At 33.6% G+C, this 20,709-nt stretch carries 20 protein-coding genes and 1 pseudogene; 18 read left to right on the plus strand and 3 right to left on the minus strand.

Annotated features, from left to right (window positions below):
• The first annotated feature begins 270 nt into the window (after positions 1-270).
• The 16 genes and pseudogenes from DM397_RS08655 (at position 271) to DM397_RS08730 (ending at position 15,697) form a co-directional block, all read left to right on the plus strand.
• Positions 271-876 carry a Crp/Fnr family transcriptional regulator gene (locus tag DM397_RS08655; protein ID WP_111377155.1) on the plus strand — a complete coding sequence of 202 codons (606 nt, stop codon included), beginning with the start codon at positions 271-273 and terminating at the stop codon, positions 874-876.
• 70 nt (positions 877-946) lie between these two features.
• Positions 947-1,678, plus strand: coding sequence for a GNAT family N-acetyltransferase (locus DM397_RS08660; RefSeq protein ID WP_111377156.1), 732 nt, complete (start codon positions 947-949; stop codon positions 1,676-1,678).
• Between the two features lie 335 nt (positions 1,679-2,013).
• The gene (locus DM397_RS08665) at positions 2,014-2,394 is read left to right on the plus strand and encodes a DoxX family protein (protein ID WP_111377157.1); all 381 of its coding nucleotides are present in this window, start codon (positions 2,014-2,016) and stop codon (positions 2,392-2,394) included.
• 13 nt (positions 2,395-2,407) lie between these two features.
• Positions 2,408-2,620, plus strand: coding sequence for a hypothetical protein (locus DM397_RS08670; RefSeq protein WP_238989983.1), 213 nt, complete (start codon positions 2,408-2,410; stop codon positions 2,618-2,620).
• Between the two features lie 178 nt (positions 2,621-2,798).
• Positions 2,799-3,308, plus strand: a complete 510-nt coding sequence (locus DM397_RS08675; protein WP_111377158.1) for a DinB family protein — start codon at positions 2,799-2,801, stop codon at positions 3,306-3,308.
• A gap of 27 nt (positions 3,309-3,335) precedes the next feature.
• Complete coding sequence (locus tag DM397_RS08680; protein WP_111377159.1) at positions 3,336-3,803, plus strand: DUF1440 domain-containing protein; 468 nt, start codon at positions 3,336-3,338, stop codon at positions 3,801-3,803.
• Positions 3,804-4,059: 256 nt separating this feature from the next.
• A pseudogene (locus DM397_RS08685) lies at positions 4,060-4,221 on the plus strand (pesticidal protein Cry7Aa); the annotation flags it as partial.
• Positions 4,202-6,472 (plus strand): glycosyltransferase, encoded by a 2,271-nt coding sequence (locus DM397_RS08690; RefSeq protein WP_111377160.1) that lies wholly within the window; start codon positions 4,202-4,204, stop codon positions 6,470-6,472. The pseudogene DM397_RS08685 and the gene DM397_RS08690, both read left to right, overlap by 20 nt.
• A 149-nt stretch (positions 6,473-6,621) precedes the next feature.
• A complete protein-coding gene (locus DM397_RS08695; RefSeq protein ID WP_111377247.1) occupies positions 6,622-7,176 on the plus strand; it encodes a TetR/AcrR family transcriptional regulator in 555 nt (184 codons plus the stop codon).
• A gap of 2 nt (positions 7,177-7,178) precedes the next feature.
• Positions 7,179-8,423, plus strand: coding sequence for a beta-ketoacyl-ACP synthase II (gene fabF / locus DM397_RS08700; RefSeq protein ID WP_111377161.1), 1,245 nt, complete (start codon positions 7,179-7,181; stop codon positions 8,421-8,423).
• Between the two features lie 248 nt (positions 8,424-8,671).
• The gene (locus DM397_RS08705) at positions 8,672-9,430 is read left to right on the plus strand and encodes an MlaE family ABC transporter permease (RefSeq protein WP_111377162.1); all 759 of its coding nucleotides are present in this window, start codon (positions 8,672-8,674) and stop codon (positions 9,428-9,430) included.
• Between the two features lies 1 nt (position 9,431).
• Entirely contained in the window at positions 9,432-10,211 is a 780-nt protein-coding gene (locus DM397_RS08710; protein WP_111377163.1) for an ABC transporter ATP-binding protein, read from the plus strand.
• Positions 10,212-10,233: 22 nt separating this feature from the next.
• The gene (locus DM397_RS08715; protein WP_111377164.1) at positions 10,234-11,022 is read left to right on the plus strand and encodes an MlaD family protein; all 789 of its coding nucleotides are present in this window, start codon (positions 10,234-10,236) and stop codon (positions 11,020-11,022) included.
• A 141-nt stretch (positions 11,023-11,163) separates the two neighbouring features.
• The gene (locus tag DM397_RS08720) at positions 11,164-13,986 is read left to right on the plus strand and encodes an AsmA family protein (protein WP_111377165.1); all 2,823 of its coding nucleotides are present in this window, start codon (positions 11,164-11,166) and stop codon (positions 13,984-13,986) included.
• The gene (locus tag DM397_RS08725) at positions 13,986-14,501 is read left to right on the plus strand and encodes a low affinity iron permease family protein (protein WP_111377166.1); all 516 of its coding nucleotides are present in this window, start codon (positions 13,986-13,988) and stop codon (positions 14,499-14,501) included. The genes DM397_RS08720 and DM397_RS08725 overlap by 1 nt, the downstream gene beginning before the upstream one ends.
• Positions 14,498-15,697: an NAD(P)/FAD-dependent oxidoreductase gene (locus DM397_RS08730; protein ID WP_111377167.1), complete on the plus strand. Its 1,200-nt coding sequence runs from the start codon at positions 14,498-14,500 to the stop codon at positions 15,695-15,697. Before DM397_RS08725 ends, DM397_RS08730 begins: the two co-directional genes overlap by 4 nt.
• Positions 15,698-15,831: 134 nt before the next feature.
• Here DM397_RS08730 and DM397_RS08735 read toward each other — a convergent pair whose 3' ends face one another.
• Both DM397_RS08735 and DM397_RS08740 read right to left on the minus strand, forming a co-directional pair.
• Positions 15,832-16,782 (minus strand): bifunctional helix-turn-helix transcriptional regulator/GNAT family N-acetyltransferase, encoded by a 951-nt coding sequence (locus tag DM397_RS08735; protein ID WP_111377168.1) that lies wholly within the window; start codon positions 16,780-16,782, stop codon positions 15,832-15,834.
• A gap of 229 nt (positions 16,783-17,011) precedes the next feature.
• Entirely contained in the window at positions 17,012-18,037 is a 1,026-nt protein-coding gene (locus DM397_RS08740) for a helix-turn-helix domain-containing protein (RefSeq protein WP_111377169.1), read from the minus strand.
• 172 nt (positions 18,038-18,209) lie between these two features.
• On the opposite strand from DM397_RS08740, the gene DM397_RS08745 reads away from it, so the two are divergent.
• Together DM397_RS08745 and DM397_RS08750 are read left to right on the plus strand one after the other, a co-directional pair.
• Complete coding sequence (locus DM397_RS08745; RefSeq protein ID WP_111377170.1) at positions 18,210-18,695, plus strand: DNA-deoxyinosine glycosylase; 486 nt, start codon at positions 18,210-18,212, stop codon at positions 18,693-18,695.
• A 300-nt stretch (positions 18,696-18,995) separates the two neighbouring features.
• Complete coding sequence (locus DM397_RS08750) at positions 18,996-19,430, plus strand: DUF6526 family protein (RefSeq protein ID WP_111377171.1); 435 nt, start codon at positions 18,996-18,998, stop codon at positions 19,428-19,430.
• Between the two features lie 79 nt (positions 19,431-19,509).
• On the opposite strand, the gene DM397_RS08755 is transcribed toward DM397_RS08750, so the two are convergent.
• Positions 19,510-20,676 carry a hypothetical protein gene (locus DM397_RS08755; protein WP_111377172.1) on the minus strand — a complete coding sequence of 389 codons (1,167 nt, stop codon included), beginning with the start codon at positions 20,674-20,676 and terminating at the stop codon, positions 19,510-19,512.
• Positions 20,677-20,709 lie beyond the last annotated feature (33 nt).

The raw sequence follows: 20,709 nt of genomic DNA on the forward strand, positions 1-20,709 counted from the left end.
TTTTACGCAAAGGACGCAAAAGTTTTTTTGAGTTTCTCGCAAAGACGCGAAGTCGCAAAGTTTTTCTCACGCAGATTTAAAAAGATTTTAGCAGATTTGTGAAGATCTTTTATTTATTCTTAAAAATAAATCTGCTTAAATCAGCAGAATCTACGTGAAACAAATACTAAAAAAACTTTGCGCCTCTGCGACTTTGCGAGAGCTATTAAACCAGCTTGCATCAAACAAAAAACTTATCTAATTTTAGTCTTTCGCAAAAGCAAAAATAAAATGACATCTGACCAACAGAAATACCTCAACAATCTAAAATTATATTTCGAAAGTTACGCTCCCATCTCTGAAAAGTCATGGAATTTGATTGAAGGCTTGACAGATTTTCAGACAATCAAAAAAGGAGAAATACTACTCGAAAATGGGGAAATCTGCAAAAATATGTATTTTATTGCTAAAGGAATTCTACGAACTTTTATTACAGACGAACAAGGAAATTTCTATAACAAAAATCTTTTTTTCGAAAACAGGCTTGCATGCTCTAAAGTTTCATCAATGCTGCAAACTCCTTCCGACTTTACGATCGAAGCTTTAGAAGATTGTATTTTAATCCAACTTAATTACAAAAAATATATCCAGCTGATTACCGAAAATGATGATCTTAAAAACTTCTACATTGCGTACTTGGAAAAAAACTGGATTATCGAAAAAGAACAAAGAGAAGTGGCGCTAGTAATGCAGAATGCAACCGAAAGATATCTTAATCTTCTTGAGACGCATCCGACAATCGCCGATCGTGTTCCATTATTGCATATTGCATCTCATTTAGGGATTACACCAACACAGTTAAGCCGAATCAGAAAAAGTCTGGAAAAACATTTGTAAATCAACATATGTAAAGGTTTTTCTAAAAGACCAAATTTATATTTGCTTTATAATTAAAACTTATCATAAAATGAACCATATAAATCTTATCAAAGACAATATTGACAATCTGACAACTCTTTGGAAAACTGCAGCCATACCTCTCCTTTCCTACCATCAAAATGATTTTTTAGAATTTTCTCAAATCAAAAATGCAGGCTGGCCAAATAGATTATGGTTCAGAGAAGATATTACAGAAAAAGATCTTCAGCAGATTCAGGAAACTATTGAAAAAAATCCAGGTTTGGTTGTTCCGTATTGGGATATTTTTGGAAGCAATTCAAATGAAATCTTCGAGAAAAACGGATTTTCAATTCGCAATCAGCTTGCAGCTATGGCTTTGAAACTCGATCAAAAATTTATGACTCCAAACATTTTAACTTTCAAACGAGTTTTAAATGAAGAAGATGCTAAAACTTGGACAGACATTTATCCATTGTCTTTTAATTATGTCATCAGCAAGGAAACCTTAGTCCATAATTATGAAAATGTAAAGTACTTTCTGGTTCATTTTGAAGAAAAACCTATAGGAACATTGGCACTTTTTCAAACAGAAAACATAATGGGAATACACGGCGTGGGCGTTATTCCAGAAATGCGCAAAAGGGGGTTCGCTGAAGAAATCATGAAATTTGCCATCAACAAAGCCATTGATGCCGATTGTGAATATGCGCAACTGCAAGCTTCGGCTTTAGGAAAAGGCATTTATACGAAATTAGGATTTGAGGATTTGTTTACGATTACGAATTACCAACTGACATAAATTCCAAGTTTAAAAAATTCCAAATTCCAAACTTCCTCATTTTATGTCATCCTGACGAAGGAAGGATCACACTCGAAATTCCGCAAAGTAATTCCTACCAATCTTTGTCGAGTCTCTTGTGTGATCCTTCCTTCGTCAGGATGACATTACAAACACGAGTAAATCTAAACACAGAAATAAAACTCTGAGCCTTTGTCACTTTGCATCTTTGCACCTCTTAAAAAACAATCTTGTCCCAAATGCCCCCAAAATAGTCATAAATAGGTATTTTATGAAAAAATAAGAATAGTACATTTGTAATACATTAACTAATAACTATTTAAAACAAATACCCAATGAAGACAACAAAAATTATTTTTTGGACTACTACTATTCTTATTTTTTTATTTGAAGGCGTTATGCCAGCTTTAACTTCACAGACCGAATTAGCCAAAGAAGGAATCAGACACCTTGGTTATCCAGAATATTTCGGAAATGCACTAGTCGTGTTTAAAATTCTTGGAGTTTTAGCTTTAATTATTCCGCAAGTTCCTGGAAAAATCAAAGAATGGGCTTATGCAGGATTTGCATTCGATTTCATTTTTGCATCCATAAGCCACTTCGCAGTTGACGGAATCGGTTTTCAAGGCTTCTTTCCTTTAATCGTTTTTGCAGTTTTAATTGTATCGTATGTAACATATCATAAAATACAGCGTTATAAAAACATAGCACTCTAAAAATCAAAACTTTATGATTATTGAAGTTTTTAAAACAAATGTTCAGGAAGAATCTCAATGTCAAGTTATCATTGAGAAGCTTCTTGAGCATTTTCCAAACAGCTCGATCAACTTCGATTTAGAAGATTGCGACAAAATCCTCCGTATTCATGCACCTGCCATTTCGAATACAAAAATTATTGCCATTTTAAATTCGCACGGTTACTTCTGCGAAGCGCTTCCTTAAAAATTAACACTCCTCAAATACCTGACTTATAGCTTTTTAATAATTTTTATTGTATATTTGAAGGAGTATCATTTCCCCTAATTCTATAAAATTAATTTCGCCAGATAATGTACTGAGGTTTTCTTTAACCAATCGGTAAAGATTTACTGTCGAGTTTTCAATTTTTAAAATTAAAAAAATGAAGAGCGCTATTCAAAATATCATACTGGAAACCTACAGTAAATTAGACGACTTAATTTCCTCTTTTTCAAAAGAAGAAATCAATATTGTCCCGTTTGAAGGAAGCTGGACTGCCGGACAAACTGCACAGCATATTATTTTAGCTTACTCAGGTCTTACCACATTATTTGCTGGAAAAACCGAAAAAACAACCAGAGAGCCCGACAAAAATATAAAAGGACTCGACTCCATCTTTTTAGATTATACTACCAAATACCAATCACCCGAAAACATAAAACCTCCTGCTATTGAGTATGAAAAAGGCACTTTGCTGGCTTCTGTAAAAAAAATACAAAATGATTTATATGAAGCGGCAGAAACTTACGATTTAACGCTTACTTGTCTGGATGCTAAAATACCTGGATTTGAAAATTTCACGATTTACGAATGGCTTCATTTTGCCATTATACATACTCAGAGACATACGCACCAGTTAAAAACGATTTACGAACACATCAAAAAACAATAAATCAGTATTCAACTCAAAACTATTTTTATGAGATCAAAAGTTAGAACCATTGTTTCATCTGGTTTAGTTGCAGGAACATTAGACATTACTGCCGCTATTTTGATTTATGCAGGAATACTACATAAAACAACAGCCGAAAAAATTCTGCAGTCTATTGCTAGCGGAATTTTTAAAAAAGAAGCATATACGGGCGGAGCAGAAATGACTTTTGCGGGTTTGGGACTTCATTTCTTAATTGCTTTTATTTTTGCTTGGTTTTATTTTAAAATTTTTCCCTACATCCCATTTTTTAAAATAAACACTTTGCTCTCGGGAGTATCCTATGGTTTCTTTATCTGGATTATAATGAATCTTGTAGTTCTGCCGATTGTATTTCCTGTCCTGCCCGAAAAAAAACTAGATTTTCCGCTTTTGCTTTCCATATTGATTGTAATCTGCTGTGTCGGAATTCCGATAGCTTTTATAACACGGAAATATTACGCAAAATGGTACTGAGAATAAAGGTTCAAAGTGACAAAGTAACAAAGTGACAAAGGTTTTATTTAGAATACTTTGAACCTTTGCTTCTTTGAACCTTTCAACCTCAAAAAAAACTAGACTACACGCCCCTTTCATTATTACTTAACAGCCTTACAGGATTACCATGTTTATGCTTTTGAGTTAATTTTTTAGTGGATTGAATTAATCGTCGCTTTTATCTCAAAGTAATTTTAAATAAAATTTATTAGCATAATGATAGGAAAGACATGGCTATGTCAATTATATGGTTTTCCTAATAGGAACTGCCTTTTTTGACGGCCAACTATATATTTATTATGGCGCTGCCGAAGATAATATTGCGGTAGCATCTTTGAACCTGAACGAGTTATTAACCGAGCTAAAAAAGAATCCTCATGAAAACAATATCAAATAAATCAAAAATAGTTTTTTTATCTACTTTTCCGCCTACGCAATGCGGCATAGCAACCTATACTCAAGATACCATCAAAGGAATCACAAATGTTTATGGTAAATCTATAAAATGTGAAATATGCGAGCTGGTTACAGAACCTATTGAAGAGCCAACGCAAGCTTTTACTTTAAACACAAGAATCAGAGACGAATATGCTAAAGTTGCTGAGGAAATTAATCAGGATGAAACTGTAAAATTAGTTCATATCCAGCATGAATTTGGTTTGTTTTCAGGAAATTATGGAGATCATCTTTTGGATTTTCTAAATGTTATTAAAGCTCCCGTCACCTTTACTTTTCACAGCGTAATTCCAAATCCGAATGAGGAATTGAGAACGTTTGTGAGACTGCTGTTAAGCTACAGCAATTCGGTTTTTGTAATGACCAATAAATCTAAAGAAATTCTAATTAACGACTACGAAATCAGTGAAGAAATAATTACTTGCGTGCCTCACGGAACCCACATTGTAATATACGAAACTCCGCAACAGGCAAAAGAAAAATTAAACATCGAAGATAGATTAGTGCTTTCTACTTTCGGGCTTTTGGGCGAAGGTAAAAATATAGAAACAGGCTTGGAGGCTTTACCAAAAATTATTGAAAAAGCGCCAAATGCTTTATATCTAATCATTGGCAAAACGCATCCAAATTTAATAAGAGACGGTGTTGATGCGTATCGAGATAAATTGGAAGGTTTGGTAAAGGAATTAAATCTTCAGAATAATGTTCGTTTTGTCAATAAATATCTAGATACCGATGAGCTTTTAGAATATCTAAAAGCTACAGACATTTACATGTTTACCTCAAAAGACCCAAATCAGGCAGTGAGCGGCACTTTTGCTTATGCCATGAGTTGCGCGTGTCCAATAGTCGCATCTAAAATTCCGCATACGAGAGAAGTATTAACTCCAGATTCTGGAATTTTGTGTGACATTGGAAATTCTGATCAATTTGCAGCAGCAGCAATCAAATTGATTGAGAATGAAAATTTAAGACATGAAATGGGAATCAATTCATTTACTAAAATGAGAGCTTCATCTTGGGAAAATGTTGGAATTACTCAAATGAATACGTATAAAAACCTTATTAAAAATCCGTCAGAAATCAAATACAGCTTTCCACCTATTCGGTTAAAACATATTAAAAAACTGACTACAGAATTAGGAATTATTCAGTTTAGTAAAATTTCTATTCCAGATTTAGATTCAGGATATACTTTAGATGATAATGCAAGAGCTTTAATAGCGTTTTGCATGCATTACAAACTGACTCAAGACAAAGATGATTTGGCATATATTTTAATCTATTTAGATTTTATTCAGCGTTGCCAAAAACCAAAAGGAGATTTCATCAATTACGTCGATCAGGAAAACCGCGAACATATTGAACAAAATGCCGAAGTAAATTTAGAAGATTCAAATGCAAGAGCCATTTGGGCTTTAGGAACTGTTGTTTCTATGTCTGATATTCTTCCGGAAGCGATTACCCAAAAAGCGACAAGATGTTTATTGAATTCCTTAAAATGGGCAGAAAATATTCAGTCGCCTCGTTCAATTGGTTTTGCTACAAAAGGATTGTATTTATACCATTCAACCATTCCGAATTTGTATGTTGCGGCAATTATTAATAAACTAAATGCAAAATTACTAGCAAACTACGAAGACACTGCAACAGAAGATTGGCAATGGTTTGAAAATTATTTAACTTACGGAAACGGTATTTTGCCAGAATCAATGCTCTACGCTTACCTAGTTACCAATAAACCCGTTTACAAAAAAGTAGCGCTGGACTCATTAGATTTCTTGATTTCTAAAACATTTATAAACGGAACCTTCAAAGCCATTTCAAACCAGAGCTGGCATCATAAAGGTTCTGAGCCACATGAATATGGTGAACAGCCAATTGATGTTACATACACTATTCAGACTTTAAATGCTTTTTACAATGCTTTTAAGACCCCAGAATACAAAAAGAAAATGAGAGCTGCGTTTAACTGGTTTTTAGGAAAAAATCACTTGAACCAAATTATGTACAATCCTGTAAGTGGCGGTGGTTACGACGGACTTGAGAAAAATAATATCAACTTAAATCAAGGTGCAGAATCATCTGTTTGTTACTTAACTGCTAGATTACTAATGGAAAAATTGGCTCTGTCGCAATCGCATGTTATTCCGTTAATGAAATCGAGAAGTGGCATTGCTATAAACTTATAAGAAGAAAAATAGAAGCTAACCAAATACTTCATTTTTTAAACCCTGAAAATCCCTTTCATTAAGAAAGGGATTTTTTGTTTGCAAAAAGTAACAAAATAAATTTGCCTATCTACTAATAGGTAGTATATTTGTCAAAAAAAAATGCTGCCATGACAACGAGAGAGAATATTATAGATAAAGCAGATCAATTTATTCGTGATAAAGGGTATAATGCCTTTAGTTTTAAAGACATTTCTAATGATATAGGAATAAAAACGGCTTCTATACATTATCATTTTCCAACAAAATCAGATCTTGGCGTAGCCACCATTAAAGAACATATTGCAAGATGTGAAGGTTTAAAAAGAAAAGTTGCCCATGAATCGCCATTGGTAAAACTTCAAGCTTTCTTAGAGGTGCAGACACAAATTAAAAAAGAAAATAAAGTCTGCATAGTAGGATCATTAGCGACAGACTTAAATACACTAGATAACTCCATAAAAGTAGAACTGCAAACATTTGCCCAAATTGTAATCAATTGGCTAACCGAAATTTTAGTCGAAGGAAAGGAACTTAAACAATTTGCTTATGAAATGTTACCAAGAACAAAAGCCATAATGATCATTACTAATATGGTAGCAATAGTCCAACTTTCAAGGCTTACAAGCGATGATGATTTTGAGTTGGTAAAAGAAACAATATTAACAGAATTAAGACCTAAATAACAATGAAAAGAGTTGTAGTAACAGGATTAGGAGCAGTAACTCCTATTGGAAATAGCGTTGAGGAATATTGGAATTCATTAATTAACGGAGTCAGCGGTGCCGCTCCAATTACTAGATTTGACACCACACAATTTAAAACCAAATTTGCCTGCGAAGTTAAAAATTTTGATTCGCAACATTTATTTGAAAAAAATGAAATTAGAAAATACGATCTTTTTACTCAATACGCTTTACATGCAGCAGACGAAGCTGTAAAAAATGCTAATATTGATTTTGACACCTTAAACAAAAATCGAATTGGTGTAATTTGGGGATGCGGCGATGGCGGTATTTCTACTTTTGAAGAACAAATCGGAGAATATATCAAGGGAAATGGCACACCAAGATTTAGTCCGTTTTTCATACCAAAAAGAATTGTCAACATAGCTTCTGGAGTTATTTCTATTAAATATGGACTTCGAGGAATCAACTATACTACAGCTGCTGCTTGTTCTGCGAGCAATACTTCGATTATAGATGCATTCAATTACATTCGCTGGGGCAAAGCTGATATGATTATCACCGGTGGTTCTGAGGCTTCAGTTTCAGAATCTTCGATTGGAGGTTTTAACGCTTCAAAAGCATTGTCAACATTAAATGATGATTGCACTAAAGCTTCACGCCCTTTTGACATTACAAGAGACGGATTTGTTTTGGGTGAAGGAGCTGGGGTTGTAATCTTAGAAAGCTATGAACATGCTGTGAAGCGAAATGCAGTAATTCTAGCCGAAATTGTTGGAGGCGGATTAGCTGCTGACGCCTATCATTTAACAGGAACTCATCCAGAAGGTGAAGGTGCCGTTTTAGGAATGGAACTTGCGCTAGAGGAAGCTGGAATTACACCAGACAAAATTGATTATATAAATGCACACGCAACTTCTACACCAACTGGTGATTTAAGTGAACTAAAAGCCGTTGAAAAGGTATTTGGAATAAATCCGAATGCAAATATCAGCGCCACGAAATCAATGACTGGACATCTACTTGGCGGTGCAGGAGCAATTGAAGCGATTGCCTGCATAAAATCTGTTCAAGAGAATATTGTGCCACCAACCATAAACACCGAAAATGTAGAACAGGATTTTGCAAATAAATTTAATCTCACTCTTGGAAAAGCACAATCAAGAATAGTTAACTACGCCATGAGCAATACATTTGGTTTTGGCGGACATGTAGCAAGTTCAATATTTAAGAAGTTTACAGAATAAATGTCATAGTGTAATACTTGCCTATTTTAAAAATCCCTTTCTATTGGAAAGGGATTTTTTGTTTGCGGTCGCGAACGTCAAACTGTTTTAATTATTGTGAATTTATGAAAATTATATAAGGCTCAAAAAAAGTTCTATAATGTATTTTAACAAGTATTGAGCTAACTTTCCTATACAATTTAATGAGTTGAAAAAACCGTTAAAGAATTGATTTTCATTTTACATCATTCACATTAAAAACAAAAATTTTGATTCTCGATATTAAAAATACATTCGCCGAAATTGGAGAAACCACCATATTCGCCAAAAGGTTTTTTAAGGAGGTTTTTATTCCGCCTTATGAGACCAGAGAATTCTTGAAACAATGTTATGTTATCGGATATAAATCTCTGCCCTTGGTTGCTATAACCGGCTTTATTATGGGACTGGTGCTTACGCTCCAATCACGTCCTACGTTGGTAAAATTTGGAGCAGAATCTTGGTTGCCAGGAATGGTGGCGCTTTCGCTGATTAGAGAAATTGCTCCTGTAATTACAGCTTTGATTTGTGCCGGAAAAATTTCCTCTGGAATTGGCGCCGAGTTAGGATCAATGAAAGTGACTGAACAGATTGATGCTATGGAAGTTTCAGCTATAAATCCGTACAACTATCTAGTTGTAACCAGAGTTTTAGCCTGCACTTTGATGGTTCCGATTTTGGTGTTTTTTGCAGATGCTATCGGAATCATTGGCGGTTATGTGGGCATAAATATTCATGGAGATGTCAATTTTTACAGGTTTTTAACCCAGATCGTTCAATCCTTAGAATACTTAGATCTGCTTCCGGCCACTCTCAAAACTTTCTTCTTCGGATTTTTTATCGGGATTATTGGCTGTTATAAAGGTTTTAATGCTTCTAACGGAACAGAAAGCGTTGGGCGAGCCGCAAATTCTGCAGTAGTTACTGCATCGCTAAGCATTTTTATAATTGATATGGTCGCTGTTCAAATAACCGATTTATTCTTTTAAAATGATGAAGGAAAAATTACATAAAGAACCTAAAACAAAAGAGAAAGATCAGACTCCGATTATCGAGATTAAAGATCTGCACAAAACTTTTGGAAAAGATAATGCCGTTTTAAAAGGCGTAAATCTCACTTTGAATAAAGGCGAAGATTTAGTGGTTTTAGGGCGTTCAGGCTCAGGAAAATCGGTCACCATAAAATGTATCGTTGGGCTGATTGAACCAGACAAAGGAGAAATTAAAGTTTTTAATGAAAATGTTTTGAATATATCCAAAAGTGAGCTGAATGAAATTAGAGTCCGAATCGGATTTTTGTTCCAAAGTGGAGCACTTTACGATTCGATGTCCGTTAGAGAAAATCTGGCTTTTACCTTGACCAAACACAAACGTGATTTGAGTAGTCATGAAGTCGAAAATGAAGTAATGGAAGCGCTGGAAAATGTTGGTCTAGCCGATGCCATTGACAAAATGCCTTCTGAACTTTCGGGAGGAATGAAAAAAAGAATTGGTCTGGCGCGCACGCTAATCTTAAAACCAGAAATTATCCTATACGACGAACCCACAACGGGTTTGGACACCATAACATCTAGAGAAATCAGCGAATTGATTTTGGACATAAAACACAAACAAAAAACCTCTTCGATTATTATTACCCACGATATGGCTTGCGCAAAAATGACGGCCGATCGAATTGTTGTTTTAAAAGATGGCGTGATTCACGCCGAAGGAACATACGAAGAATTAGAAAAAGACGAAGATGAATGGGTTCGCTCATTTTTTGAATAAAGCAAAATAAACAATAGAAATCATGGAAAAGCAATCGGGATATACTTGGAAACTGGGGATGTTTGTAACGATAGGTTTACTCCTTTTTATAATGGCCGTATACTTTATCGGAAAACAGCAAAACCTATTTGGTTCAACGTTTCATATTACTTCTCAATTTAAAACAGTTAGCGGTTTAGAAGTTGGCAATAATGTTCGTTTCTCCGGAATTAATGTTGGAACAGTCGAGCAAATTCAATTGATAAACGATTCTTCTGTTGTCGTGGTTTTGGTTATGAAAGAAGATGTCAGAAAATTTATTAAAACCGATGCCACCGCCAGTATTGGCTCAGATGGTTTAATGGGCGATAAAGTTCTGACTATTTCTCCAGGTTTAAAATCTAAAAAAATAATTGAAGACAACGGACGAATCGCTTCTGTTGATGGAATTGAAATGTACGATATCATGAAAAGCGTGAAGAAAAGTGTAGACAACATTGGCGTGATTTCAGACGAAATAGCCATTTTCAGCCACAGCATGAACAACGGAAACGGAGCCTTGGCAAGATTGGTTAAAGATGATAAAATGGCCAACAGCGTTTCGAATACGCTTTCTAATCTAGAAACGGGAACAAAAGGGTTTAGTGAAAACATGGAAGCAGCAAAAAGCAATTTCTTATTCAGAGGATACTTCAAGAAAAAAGAGAAAGAAAAAAAGGAGAAGCAGGAAGCTAAAAAAGAGAAGCAAGAGGAAAGACAAGAGAAGCAAGAGGAACAAAAGCAAGAAGAGCAAAAACAGGAAGAAACTAAAAAAGTAGAAACTAAAAATTAAATGCCAAATTTTTAAAATGCCAAATTCCAATTCTCATTTTATGTCTTCCTTAGCGAAGTCGAAGGACAGGCACGAAGAAAAATCCAAATCCAGCATATCACAATTCACAATTCATAATTCACAATTTACAATTAAAATTATATGCCAAGTTCAATCAAACATACCGCCTTAAAAGTTTTAAAAATTACTGGAATTACGATTGTGGTGATTTTGTTTTTGCTGTTTATTATTCCGTTGCTATTTCCTGGAAAAATCGCTTCGGAAGTGAAGAAAATTGCCAACGAGCGACTGGATACAAAATTGGAATTTACCAAATCTAAACTTTCGTTCTTCACACATTTCCCTTCATTAACGGTAGCTTTAGATGATTTGTCTTTAACAGGTTCTAAACCTTTCAATAATGATACTTTGTTAAAAGCAGATCAGGTTGCTTTTGGAATAGATATTAAGAGATTGCTTTTTGACAATGAAGTAAAGATCAATAAACTTTATGTTTCTGATGCCTCAATAAATATAATGGTCAACGAAAAAGGTCAGGCAAATTATAACATTTATGTCGCCCCAGAAGACAAAGACAAAAAAGAAGATTCGAATGCTCCCGAAGAAGGAACTGCAATTCGACTAGAGCGTATTGATCTACAAAACTGCCATGTAAAATATAATGATCGTTCGGCAAAGATTCTGATTGATGCAAAAGGCTTTAATTATATCGGAAAAGGAAATCTAAGCGACGATATTTTTGACCTTGCAACCGATGCCAAAATTGATAATCTGGATTTCTTTTATGATCGAACAGGCTATTTGAGAAGAAAAAAAGTCAGTGCCGATTTAATTACCCGAATCAATACGCATGCCCTTACCTTTATTCTTCAAAAAAATGAACTTCATATCAATAAACTGCCTTTAAAATTTACTGGTTTATTTTCCATTTTAAGAGACGGATATAAAATCAATATTAAAGCAGCTTCAGAAAATACAACGGTTAAAGATTTATTGTCTGTAATGCCACCAGAATATTTAACCTGGCTAGAAAGAACAGAAATTTCGGGAAGAAGTGATTTACTGCTTACTTTCAAAGGAGATTATAACGTTCAGAAAAAACAAAAACCAAATTTAGCTTTCAATTTAAAAATTAATGAAGGTTCGGTAAATTATAAAAATGCGCCAGTTCCTTTAACCGATTTTAAAATGGATTTGAATGCGATGCTTCCGTCTCTTGATACTGAGCAATTGCTGGTTAATCTAAGAACCTTGAAATTTAAAGTGGGCGAAAAAGATTACTTTAATGCTTATCTGCATAGCAAAGGTTTAAGCGAAATGTCGATTAATGCAAGCGTGAAAGGTGCTTTGGATCTTGCTGTTGTTGATGCCGCGCTAGGATTGGAAAATATAGATTTAAAAGGAATTCTAAAAACCAATATTCAGGCAAAAGGGCTTTTTAGCACTTCAAAAAAACTGTTCCCAAAAACTATTGGCGGAATTTCACTGCGAAATGGTTGGCTTAAAACAAAATATTATCCAAATCCTATTACTAATATCACTTTTATAGCCAATATGCTTAATAAAGCGGGAACGTATCAAGATTTGATTGTTGCTGTGGCACCTGCATCTTTTGTTTTTGAAGGAAATCCTGTTTATGTCAATGCCACATTATCAGATTTTAGCGATTTAGCTTATAATGCCAAAATTAAAGGCGAACTGAATGTGGGTAGAATTTATCAGGTATTCTCACAAAAAGGTTTGGATTTAACAGGTTATGCTAAAGCTGATCTTTCTTTAAAAGGAAAACAAAGTTACGCCACAACTGGTCAGTACAATAAATTGGATAATAAAGGAACATTACTGCTAAAAAACATAAAAGCAACTTCAGAATTGTTCCCGAAAGCTTTCTTTATCAAAGAAGGACATTTCCGTTTTCAGAACGAAAAAATGTGGTTTGAAAAGTTTAATGCTTCCTACGGAAAATCGGATTTTGATATTAATGGTTATCTGCTCAATACCATCAATTATTTCTTAGAATCAAAAGGAACTTTGAGCGGTAATTTTAACTTAAAATCAAAATTGATTAATGTGGACGAATTTATGGCGCTTGAAGAAGGCGAAAATAAAGATCGTAACCTCGAAGTAGAATATGCCAAAGAAGATCATCCTAAAATGAGCGGTGTTGTTATTATTCCGAAAAACTTAAATGTCAGTTTAAATGCAAATGCAGACAAAATAGAGTACAATAAATTGATATTTAACAAATTAAACGGAAAAATAGGAATAAAAAAAGAAGGATTTTACTTAGAAAATGTTACCTTTAGTATTATTGACTGTGTTTTAGGTATTAATGCATTGTATAAAGACGAGTCTCCGACCTCGGCACATTATGATGCTCATTTTACGGCTAAAGACTTTGATGTTCAGAGAGCTTACAAAGAAATTCCGATGTTTCATGACATGGTTTCTGCAGCCGAAAAAGCACACGGAATAATCTCTGTTGACTACAACGTAAAGGGAGATTTGAACGGCAATATGGGACCCATTTATGAATCTATGCAAGGTGGCGGAACCATTAATTTACGCGATGTGAAAATTAAAGGACTGAAACTTTTTGACGGAATCAGTTCTAAAACGGGACAAAGCGGTTTGAATAATCCTGATATGAAAGGAATTGAAATTAAATCGACAATAGACAAGAATCTTATAAATATTGAGCCATTTACCTTTAGTGTGGCCAGTTTTAGGCCAACGATTAAAGGAACTACAAGCTTTGACGGACTTTTGGATTTAAGAATGCGTTTAGGACTTCCGCTTTTCGGAATCATTGGTTTTCCGATTGTAATTACTGGAACGCACGAAGCTCCAAAAATTAAAATATTCAGCAAAACAGGACAAGAAATCAATCCCGCTGTCTATGACGAAAAAAACAATAAAGTTATTCGAGAAGAAAAAGTAAGCAAACCCAAAACAAAGAAATAATGAATTCTCAATCTCAACATAAAAGCAGTGCATTCGAAAAGTTTGCTACAAAAGTTTCAAAAGCTGCAGGAAGTACTCCAGCTTTTATTGGTGCCTTTCTTCTTGTTGTGGTCTGGGCTGCTTCTGGACCTATTTTCGATTATTCAGAAACCTGGCAGTTGGTCATCAATACAGGAACTACAATTATTACTTTTTTAATGGTTTTTTTAATTCAAAAAGCACAAAATAAAGATTCGCTTGCCATTCAGTTAAAACTAAATGAACTCGTGGCATCAAATGAACAGTCGAGTAACAGTCTTGTCGATATTGAAAGCATGACTGAAGAAGAAATGATCATTATCCAGAAATACTATCATCATTTAAGCCAATTGGCAAAAAAAGACCTAAGCATAAGAACCTCACATTCAATTGCTGAGGCAAATGAACTTCATAATCGAAAAAAAGAAAAAAATATAAAACCAGATAACATCAAAAAAACTACCAAAAACACCTCTAAAAAAATAACCAAAAAATGAAATTGAGCTCTACCGAAACCTATTGGCCATTAAAAAATGCCATAAAACAAAGTTACCCTTCCATAGATTCCGATCTTACCGCCGACATTTTAATAATTGGCGGTGGCATTACAGGCGCTTTAACCGCTTATAAATTACTAAACGAAGGAAAAAAAATTGTTCTTGTAGACCGTCGCGATGTCTGTGGCGGAAGCACTTCTGGAAGTACCGCTTTACTGCAGTACGAAATTGATGTTCCATTGCATCAGCTCATCAAACTTCGTGGCACAAGATGTGCCGTAGACAGTTATCAAAATGGAAAAAAAGCCATTTTTGATTTGAGAAGTATCATCGATGAAGTCGGTTGCGATTGTGGTTTTGAATTCAAAAAAAGCATTCATTTTACTACTTTAAAAAAGGATGTGCCTTATTTAAAAAATGAATTTAAAGCTAGAAAACAGCATGGTTTTGAAATCAGCTGGCTGGGCAGATCAGAATTGCAAAAAATGGGATTGAATGCCATTGCAGGAATAGAATCTAAAACGGCGGCAGTTATGGACCCTTTCAAACTAGCAAGCGATCTTCTATTTCATTGCCATGAAAAAGGCATGCCTATTTTTGATCGTACGAATATTGCTTCCATACAGCATCAAAAAGGTAAAATTATTGCCACTACAGGCTCAAAACATGTTATTACGGCCGACCATATTATTCATTGCACAGGCTACGAAAGCACAGAAACGCTAAAAGAGAAGGTTGTCGATTTAAAAAGCACTTACGTAATTACTTCTGAAAGTCAGCCCGATCTTCCAGAAAACTTCAGGCATTCTATATTTTGGGATACAGCTTCTCCTTACCACTATATAAGAACTACAGAAGATAATCGCATTATAATGGGCGGCGGAGATGAAGATTTTAAAGACACCAATAAACGCGATAAGTTACTGCCTAAAAAAGAACAATATCTTTTAAAACAATTTTACAAACGATTTCCCGATTTAGATTTTAAAATTGACTATTCCTGGGCAGGAACTTTCGGTGAAACTAAAGATGGTCTTCCCTACTTCGGAAAACCAAATCCGAGGAAAAACGAACATTACATTCTAGGCTTCGGTGGAAACGGAATTACCTTCAGCGTTCTCGCAATGAATTCTGTCCTAGATTCACTTCACAACAAAAAAAATACAGATTTGGAGTATTATCGATTTGGAAGGTGATTTTTTTTAGGTGCAAAGGTTCAAAGTGACATAGTTACAAAGTTTTCAATCTTTGTCCTATTTTCTTTGAACCTTTACAAACTAATAAACTTTAAGGCTTTGCACCTTTGAGCCTCTGAACCTTTGAACCTTTCCTAAAGAACCAGCTCCATCTGAATATTACATCTTTTATAAGGCGTTTCTAAGCCAAAAACTTTTTCGAAACCTAATTTATAATATAGATTTATGGCGGGTTTTAAGATCGTGTTACTTTCTAAATATATTTTCTTGGCACCAAGTTCTTTTGCTTTCTCAGCAATTGCTTTTCCTAAAAGCCAGCCAATACTTTTTCCTTGTGCTTTTGGAGAAACGGCCATTTTTGCCATCTCAAAATCATATTCAGAATTATTCATTTTAATTAAAGCACAAACTCCAACAGGTTCATTTTCATACAAAGCCACCAGAATTTTTCCACCCTTTTTCAAAATATATTCTTCAGGATTGTCCAATGCTTTATAATCAGCTTCTTCCATTTCAAAATAAGTCGAAATCCATTCTACGTTCAGCGCTCTAAAAGCTTCCTGATACTCTGGCTTATAGTCAACTATTTTTACGTCTTTACTTTCTCTCTTTTTCTTTTGTTCGCTAACTCTTTTAATTAAAGATTTTTGCTCCAATAAAAATTCCCATTCTTCCAATGCTGCCCACAGATTATGTTTGCTTTCAGCAATTATTCCTTCAATTGCAACATCAATATCTTCCAACTGCTGTTTGATTTTCTTCGAAATCAAAATTCCTTTTTCGGTAAGAACAACATTATTCTTTCTTTTATCCTCTGTTTTTGCGCTTTCTTCAATTAGTCCAGCAGCAATCATTTCCTGAATAATTTTACTGACAGAAGGCTGCGAATGCCCAATCTCATTAGCAATTTCCGTAATGGTTATTTCACGTTCTTCAGCCAATGTATAAAATACAGGGAACCATTTCGGCACAAAATCAACTCCATACAATTCATATATTTTCGCAGCATCATCCGTAACAACAGCAGTCATTAAACGTAAACGGCTTCCTAGTGCCGATTTTCCAACTTTATCAAAAAATTCCATAACAAATAATTAATTATATAACTAGTTATGCAAATGTATAAAAAAATCTTTTTGCAAAAGTTTTTTTTGGGTACAAAGTTTCAAAGTTGCAGAGGTTCAAAGTTTTTCTTCAAAAAAAGACTAAGATTTATGAATCTTAGTCTTTAAATATATATTGCTTAATAGCTAACTACATTACTCTACTAAAAAAACTTTTACACCTTTGTAACTCTGTACCTTTGCACCTCAATTATGCAGTAATTGCTAGAGAATTCAAATTAAACTTATACTCTTTTGGACTGCAGTTAAATTTTTGTTTGAAAATTTTAGAGAAATAACTTCTGCTTGTAAAACCAATGCAATACACGATTTCAGAAATATTTAGATCTGAGGTTCTAATCAGGATTTCAGCTTTTAGAACTCTCATGTGCGTAATGTAATCATTGACTGTGCGATTGTGAATCATTTTGAAGCCTTCCTGAAGTTTGTTTGGAGAAAGACCCGACTTTTTACTCAAAGATTTAATTGAAAAAGCTTCTTCTGGATTTGATTTTATAAATTCAGAAAGATCTTTTACTTCTTCCAACTCCCTTACCGTCAATCCGTTTGCTTCGTTTGCAAAAGCATGTAAATCGTCTGAATGCTGTTGAATTTCCATGGCCAAAATAATTCTCATAATTCCTTCTTTCAGTAAATTTCTAACAATTCCGCTTTGAGTAATCGAATTAAGCTGTTCGATTTTCTCTGCAATCTGCAAATTATAAGATCCGATATAAAAGAAATCTGCAACCTGATTATTCTCAAAAAAAGTATCTTTTACTTGCTGGTTTAAAGAATGTGTCTGACTCGTAGCATCAATCTGAGTTCCTACAATAATTAAAGTCAGTTTTGTTTTTTTTCCTTTTTCAAAAAATAAAACATTATCCTCATTGTTTTTTGATGTTACAATGGCCGTCTGAAAAGTTTTCAGTTTTCGTTCTTCTCCATTCAATCCAAAACTATGCGAAAGATTTCCTTTAGAACAATAAGCAAAATAAATTGGCGAGGATTTTACATTTAGAATGTCCAACCTAACATCTGTAGAAAATGTCATATCAAACTGAACGTAGGAGATATTGTCTGCAAATGAAGCCCCAATAATAGAACCTTCAGCAAAACTATTTTCTACTGCAAGTGTATATTCCTCTAAATCAAAAATCACCTTTCCGCCAAAACTTGCTTGAAGTTCATCAAATATATTTTGAGTTTTTTCTGTATTTATAGTAACTACTTTCATGGTTCTCCGGATTTAAAATTATAATTTGCTAAACAGATTATTTCTAGAAATCTGAAAATCAAAGTTCGTTTAAAGACAGACCAAAAGTGTTATATAATTTTTTGGTTTTGTTTTATAATTCCTTATAAATGGTTATTTTAACCTATATCACAACTCTTTTAAGAAAGTAAGTATGAAAAGTTTTTATTTTGCTCCTATTAGTTCTCCCAACTCTAAAATTCTAATTTTAGGCACAATGCCTGGAACAAAATCTTTAGAACTCAACCAATATTACGGCCATAACCAGAATAATTTTTGGAAATTTCTGTTTCAGATCTTGGGAGAGGAATTCTCAAATGATTACGAAATACGAAAAAGCTTATTAATTAAAAACGGCATCGCACTCTGGGATGTCTTACAATTTTGCGATCGTGTTGGAAGCTTGGATAGCGCTATAAAGAATGAAATCGCAAATGATTTTGAAAATTTCTTAGAAACTCATCCTCAAATAGAAAACATTCTTTTTAACGGACAGAAAGCTGCTGCGTTTTTTAAAAAGTATGTTCATTTAAAAAAAGAATATAAAACATTCACACTTCCATCGACAAGTCCTGCCAATGCTAGTAAGGCTTTTCAAGATAAATTAAACGAATGGAACGTCATTAAAACCTTATTATAAAATCCAATATTTTATATAATTAAAATGCAAATATTGGAATCATGTAACTTTTTCCGTTTAAAGTATAACAAAAAACAACTGCTCTCGATCTAATTTTACTTCAAAGAAAAATAAGCCATACTGAAGATTTGATTAGCGAAATGAAAAGGCTTTCTTCTTATTAAAATTTACAAAGCAAACTGTAAAAAGTTTAGTCTATAAAGAGAACATTGGTTATGTTAGTTTATTTTTGGGAAAAAGCTACTCTATAGAAATATAGAGTAGTTTTGTTTTTATAGGCTGCCATTTAAAGATAAAAACATGAAAATCCAGACATATTATAATCATATACGGTTTTACACCCCACACCATTTTATCTATTATCCTGTTTTAATTTTATTCTTAATTGCAAGCATTTATTTGAGTATTACAACAGAAGATCATTTAATATGGGCATTTATCAGCGTAGCTTTTGTATTTCTTTTTGCACTGGCTTATATGTTGCGCCAGCACTATGCGCTAACGCTACAAAACAGAATCGTGCGCTTAGAAATGCGTTATCGTTATTTTACTTTAACAGGCAAAAGATTCGAAGAATTTGAATACAAACTTACAGACGATCAAATATTTGCACTTCGCTTTGCGCCAGATAACGAATTGATTCCGCTTATAGAAGATGTTTTAAAAAACAATCTAACCGGAGATGCTATCAAAAAAGCAATTGTACACTGGAAAGCAGATTACCATAGGGTATAGTAAAAATCAAATTCCAAATTCCAATAACAATTTTCAATTATTTTTTGATTTTTGAATTTGACATTGAAATTTGACATTGTTATTGAACTTTTTTCTTATTGAAAAGGATATAAAACAAAAACAGTACAATCCAAACCGCAACAATCACAGCAAAATAAATTGCAATAATATTTGGGTGCAAGTAATTAGGTTCGTAAAACAGCTTATTTAAAGTTTTAAATTTTTCTGTTAAAGCTTTTCTATCAAAAGTATTTCTAATTCCGTTAAGCGGTTCATCTTTATTATCTCTATAATGGTATACATCTTGAGTTAACAGCTTCGGAATCACGTTTGTTTCTATATTGTATTTCTTTAAGATCGTGTCCAATTTCTGAAAAGTATACGTTAATGAATCTTTTTTAGAATTGTAAAGTAATTTATAACGATCTACAGCTGCCTGATACCTCTGTTTATCAACAGAATCTCCTTGAACCGGACTGAATAAAGATTTGTTTTCCAAGAAAATACAGATATCACTTTCATGTTCTGGACGCACTTGTGCACCTTTAAAAATAATTTCTGTGCTGTCTCCTAAAACTGTTTTTGAGATAATTCTTTTATGTAATTCTTCCTTATCAAAACCAAGAATATCAAAAATACTATCTGCTTTATTTGCAGTTTTATCAAAAGTACTTGTCAGCGCTTTTATGGTATCAATGCTGTAATAGCTAGTTTCAGTGATCGCATATTCGCCTGGCACAATTGTATCTTCTTGTTGAATTACAGGATAAGGCTTTGGATATAAAATATTCTCATAATTGAATAATTTCTCAGAACTATACGAAGTATATCCATACAAAAACGGATTTAAAACATTCAGCAGTTTTTTGTCATTATTAAAATCATTTTCAGACAACTCTGTTTTCAGTTTGGCATTCATTCCGAAACTATAACTAATGAAAAACGAAAAAGTCAAAAACGAAATCAACAGCAGATAAACAGCAATTTTAAAAAGATTGCCACCTTTATAATTTTCTCTCGAATGGTTGCGAATCAGAAAAATCAAAAAGAGGAGTAAAAACAATCCGCTTACGAAAAAGTGCGAAATCGAAACGTCATCATAAAATTTAAAACGGTAAAATTCAGTGTAGATATCAATGTTTTTAAGCCCTTCAAAAGTAAAATAACCATATAAAAAGTAAGCTAAATGAATTAAAGCTAGTACAATAATAGATTTTATGAAATAACGTTTTAGATTTTTAGTCATTTTAAAAAGGTTCTAAGGTTCTGAGGCACTAAG

Origin of the sequence: Flavobacterium nitrogenifigens, from assembly GCF_003254565.1 — a bacterium.
In the GTDB taxonomy this organism is placed as follows: domain Bacteria; phylum Bacteroidota; class Bacteroidia; order Flavobacteriales; family Flavobacteriaceae; genus Flavobacterium; species Flavobacterium nitrogenifigens.

What these genes read in the sequence shown, in the direction of transcription:
- DM397_RS08655 (WP_111377155.1), top strand. Translation starts at nt 271, where the DNA reads ATGACATCTGACCAACAGAAATACCTCAACAATCTAAAATTATATTTC.
- DM397_RS08660 (WP_111377156.1), top strand. Translation starts at nt 947, where the DNA reads ATGAACCATATAAATCTTATCAAAGACAATATTGACAATCTGACAACT.
- DM397_RS08665 (WP_111377157.1), top strand. Translation starts at nt 2,014, where the DNA reads ATGAAGACAACAAAAATTATTTTTTGGACTACTACTATTCTTATTTTT.
- DM397_RS08670 (WP_238989983.1), top strand. Translation starts at nt 2,408, where the DNA reads ATGATTATTGAAGTTTTTAAAACAAATGTTCAGGAAGAATCTCAATGT.
- DM397_RS08675 (WP_111377158.1), top strand. Translation starts at nt 2,799, where the DNA reads ATGAAGAGCGCTATTCAAAATATCATACTGGAAACCTACAGTAAATTA.
- DM397_RS08680 (WP_111377159.1), top strand. Translation starts at nt 3,336, where the DNA reads ATGAGATCAAAAGTTAGAACCATTGTTTCATCTGGTTTAGTTGCAGGA.
- DM397_RS08690 (WP_111377160.1), top strand. Translation starts at nt 4,202, where the DNA reads ATGAAAACAATATCAAATAAATCAAAAATAGTTTTTTTATCTACTTTT.
- DM397_RS08695 (WP_111377247.1), top strand. Translation starts at nt 6,622, where the DNA reads ATGACAACGAGAGAGAATATTATAGATAAAGCAGATCAATTTATTCGT.
- fabF (WP_111377161.1), top strand. Translation starts at nt 7,179, where the DNA reads ATGAAAAGAGTTGTAGTAACAGGATTAGGAGCAGTAACTCCTATTGGA.
- DM397_RS08710 (WP_111377163.1), top strand. Translation starts at nt 9,432, where the DNA reads ATGATGAAGGAAAAATTACATAAAGAACCTAAAACAAAAGAGAAAGAT.
- DM397_RS08715 (WP_111377164.1), top strand. Translation starts at nt 10,234, where the DNA reads ATGGAAAAGCAATCGGGATATACTTGGAAACTGGGGATGTTTGTAACG.
- DM397_RS08720 (WP_111377165.1), top strand. Translation starts at nt 11,164, where the DNA reads ATGCCAAGTTCAATCAAACATACCGCCTTAAAAGTTTTAAAAATTACT.
- DM397_RS08725 (WP_111377166.1), top strand. Translation starts at nt 13,986, where the DNA reads ATGAATTCTCAATCTCAACATAAAAGCAGTGCATTCGAAAAGTTTGCT.
- DM397_RS08730 (WP_111377167.1), top strand. Translation starts at nt 14,498, where the DNA reads ATGAAATTGAGCTCTACCGAAACCTATTGGCCATTAAAAAATGCCATA.
- DM397_RS08735 (WP_111377168.1), bottom strand. Translation starts at nt 16,782, where the DNA reads ATGGAATTTTTTGATAAAGTTGGAAAATCGGCACTAGGAAGCCGTTTA.
- DM397_RS08740 (WP_111377169.1), bottom strand. Translation starts at nt 18,037, where the DNA reads ATGAAAGTAGTTACTATAAATACAGAAAAAACTCAAAATATATTTGAT.
- DM397_RS08745 (WP_111377170.1), top strand. Translation starts at nt 18,210, where the DNA reads ATGAAAAGTTTTTATTTTGCTCCTATTAGTTCTCCCAACTCTAAAATT.
- DM397_RS08750 (WP_111377171.1), top strand. Translation starts at nt 18,996, where the DNA reads ATGAAAATCCAGACATATTATAATCATATACGGTTTTACACCCCACAC.
- DM397_RS08755 (WP_111377172.1), bottom strand. Translation starts at nt 20,676, where the DNA reads ATGACTAAAAATCTAAAACGTTATTTCATAAAATCTATTATTGTACTA.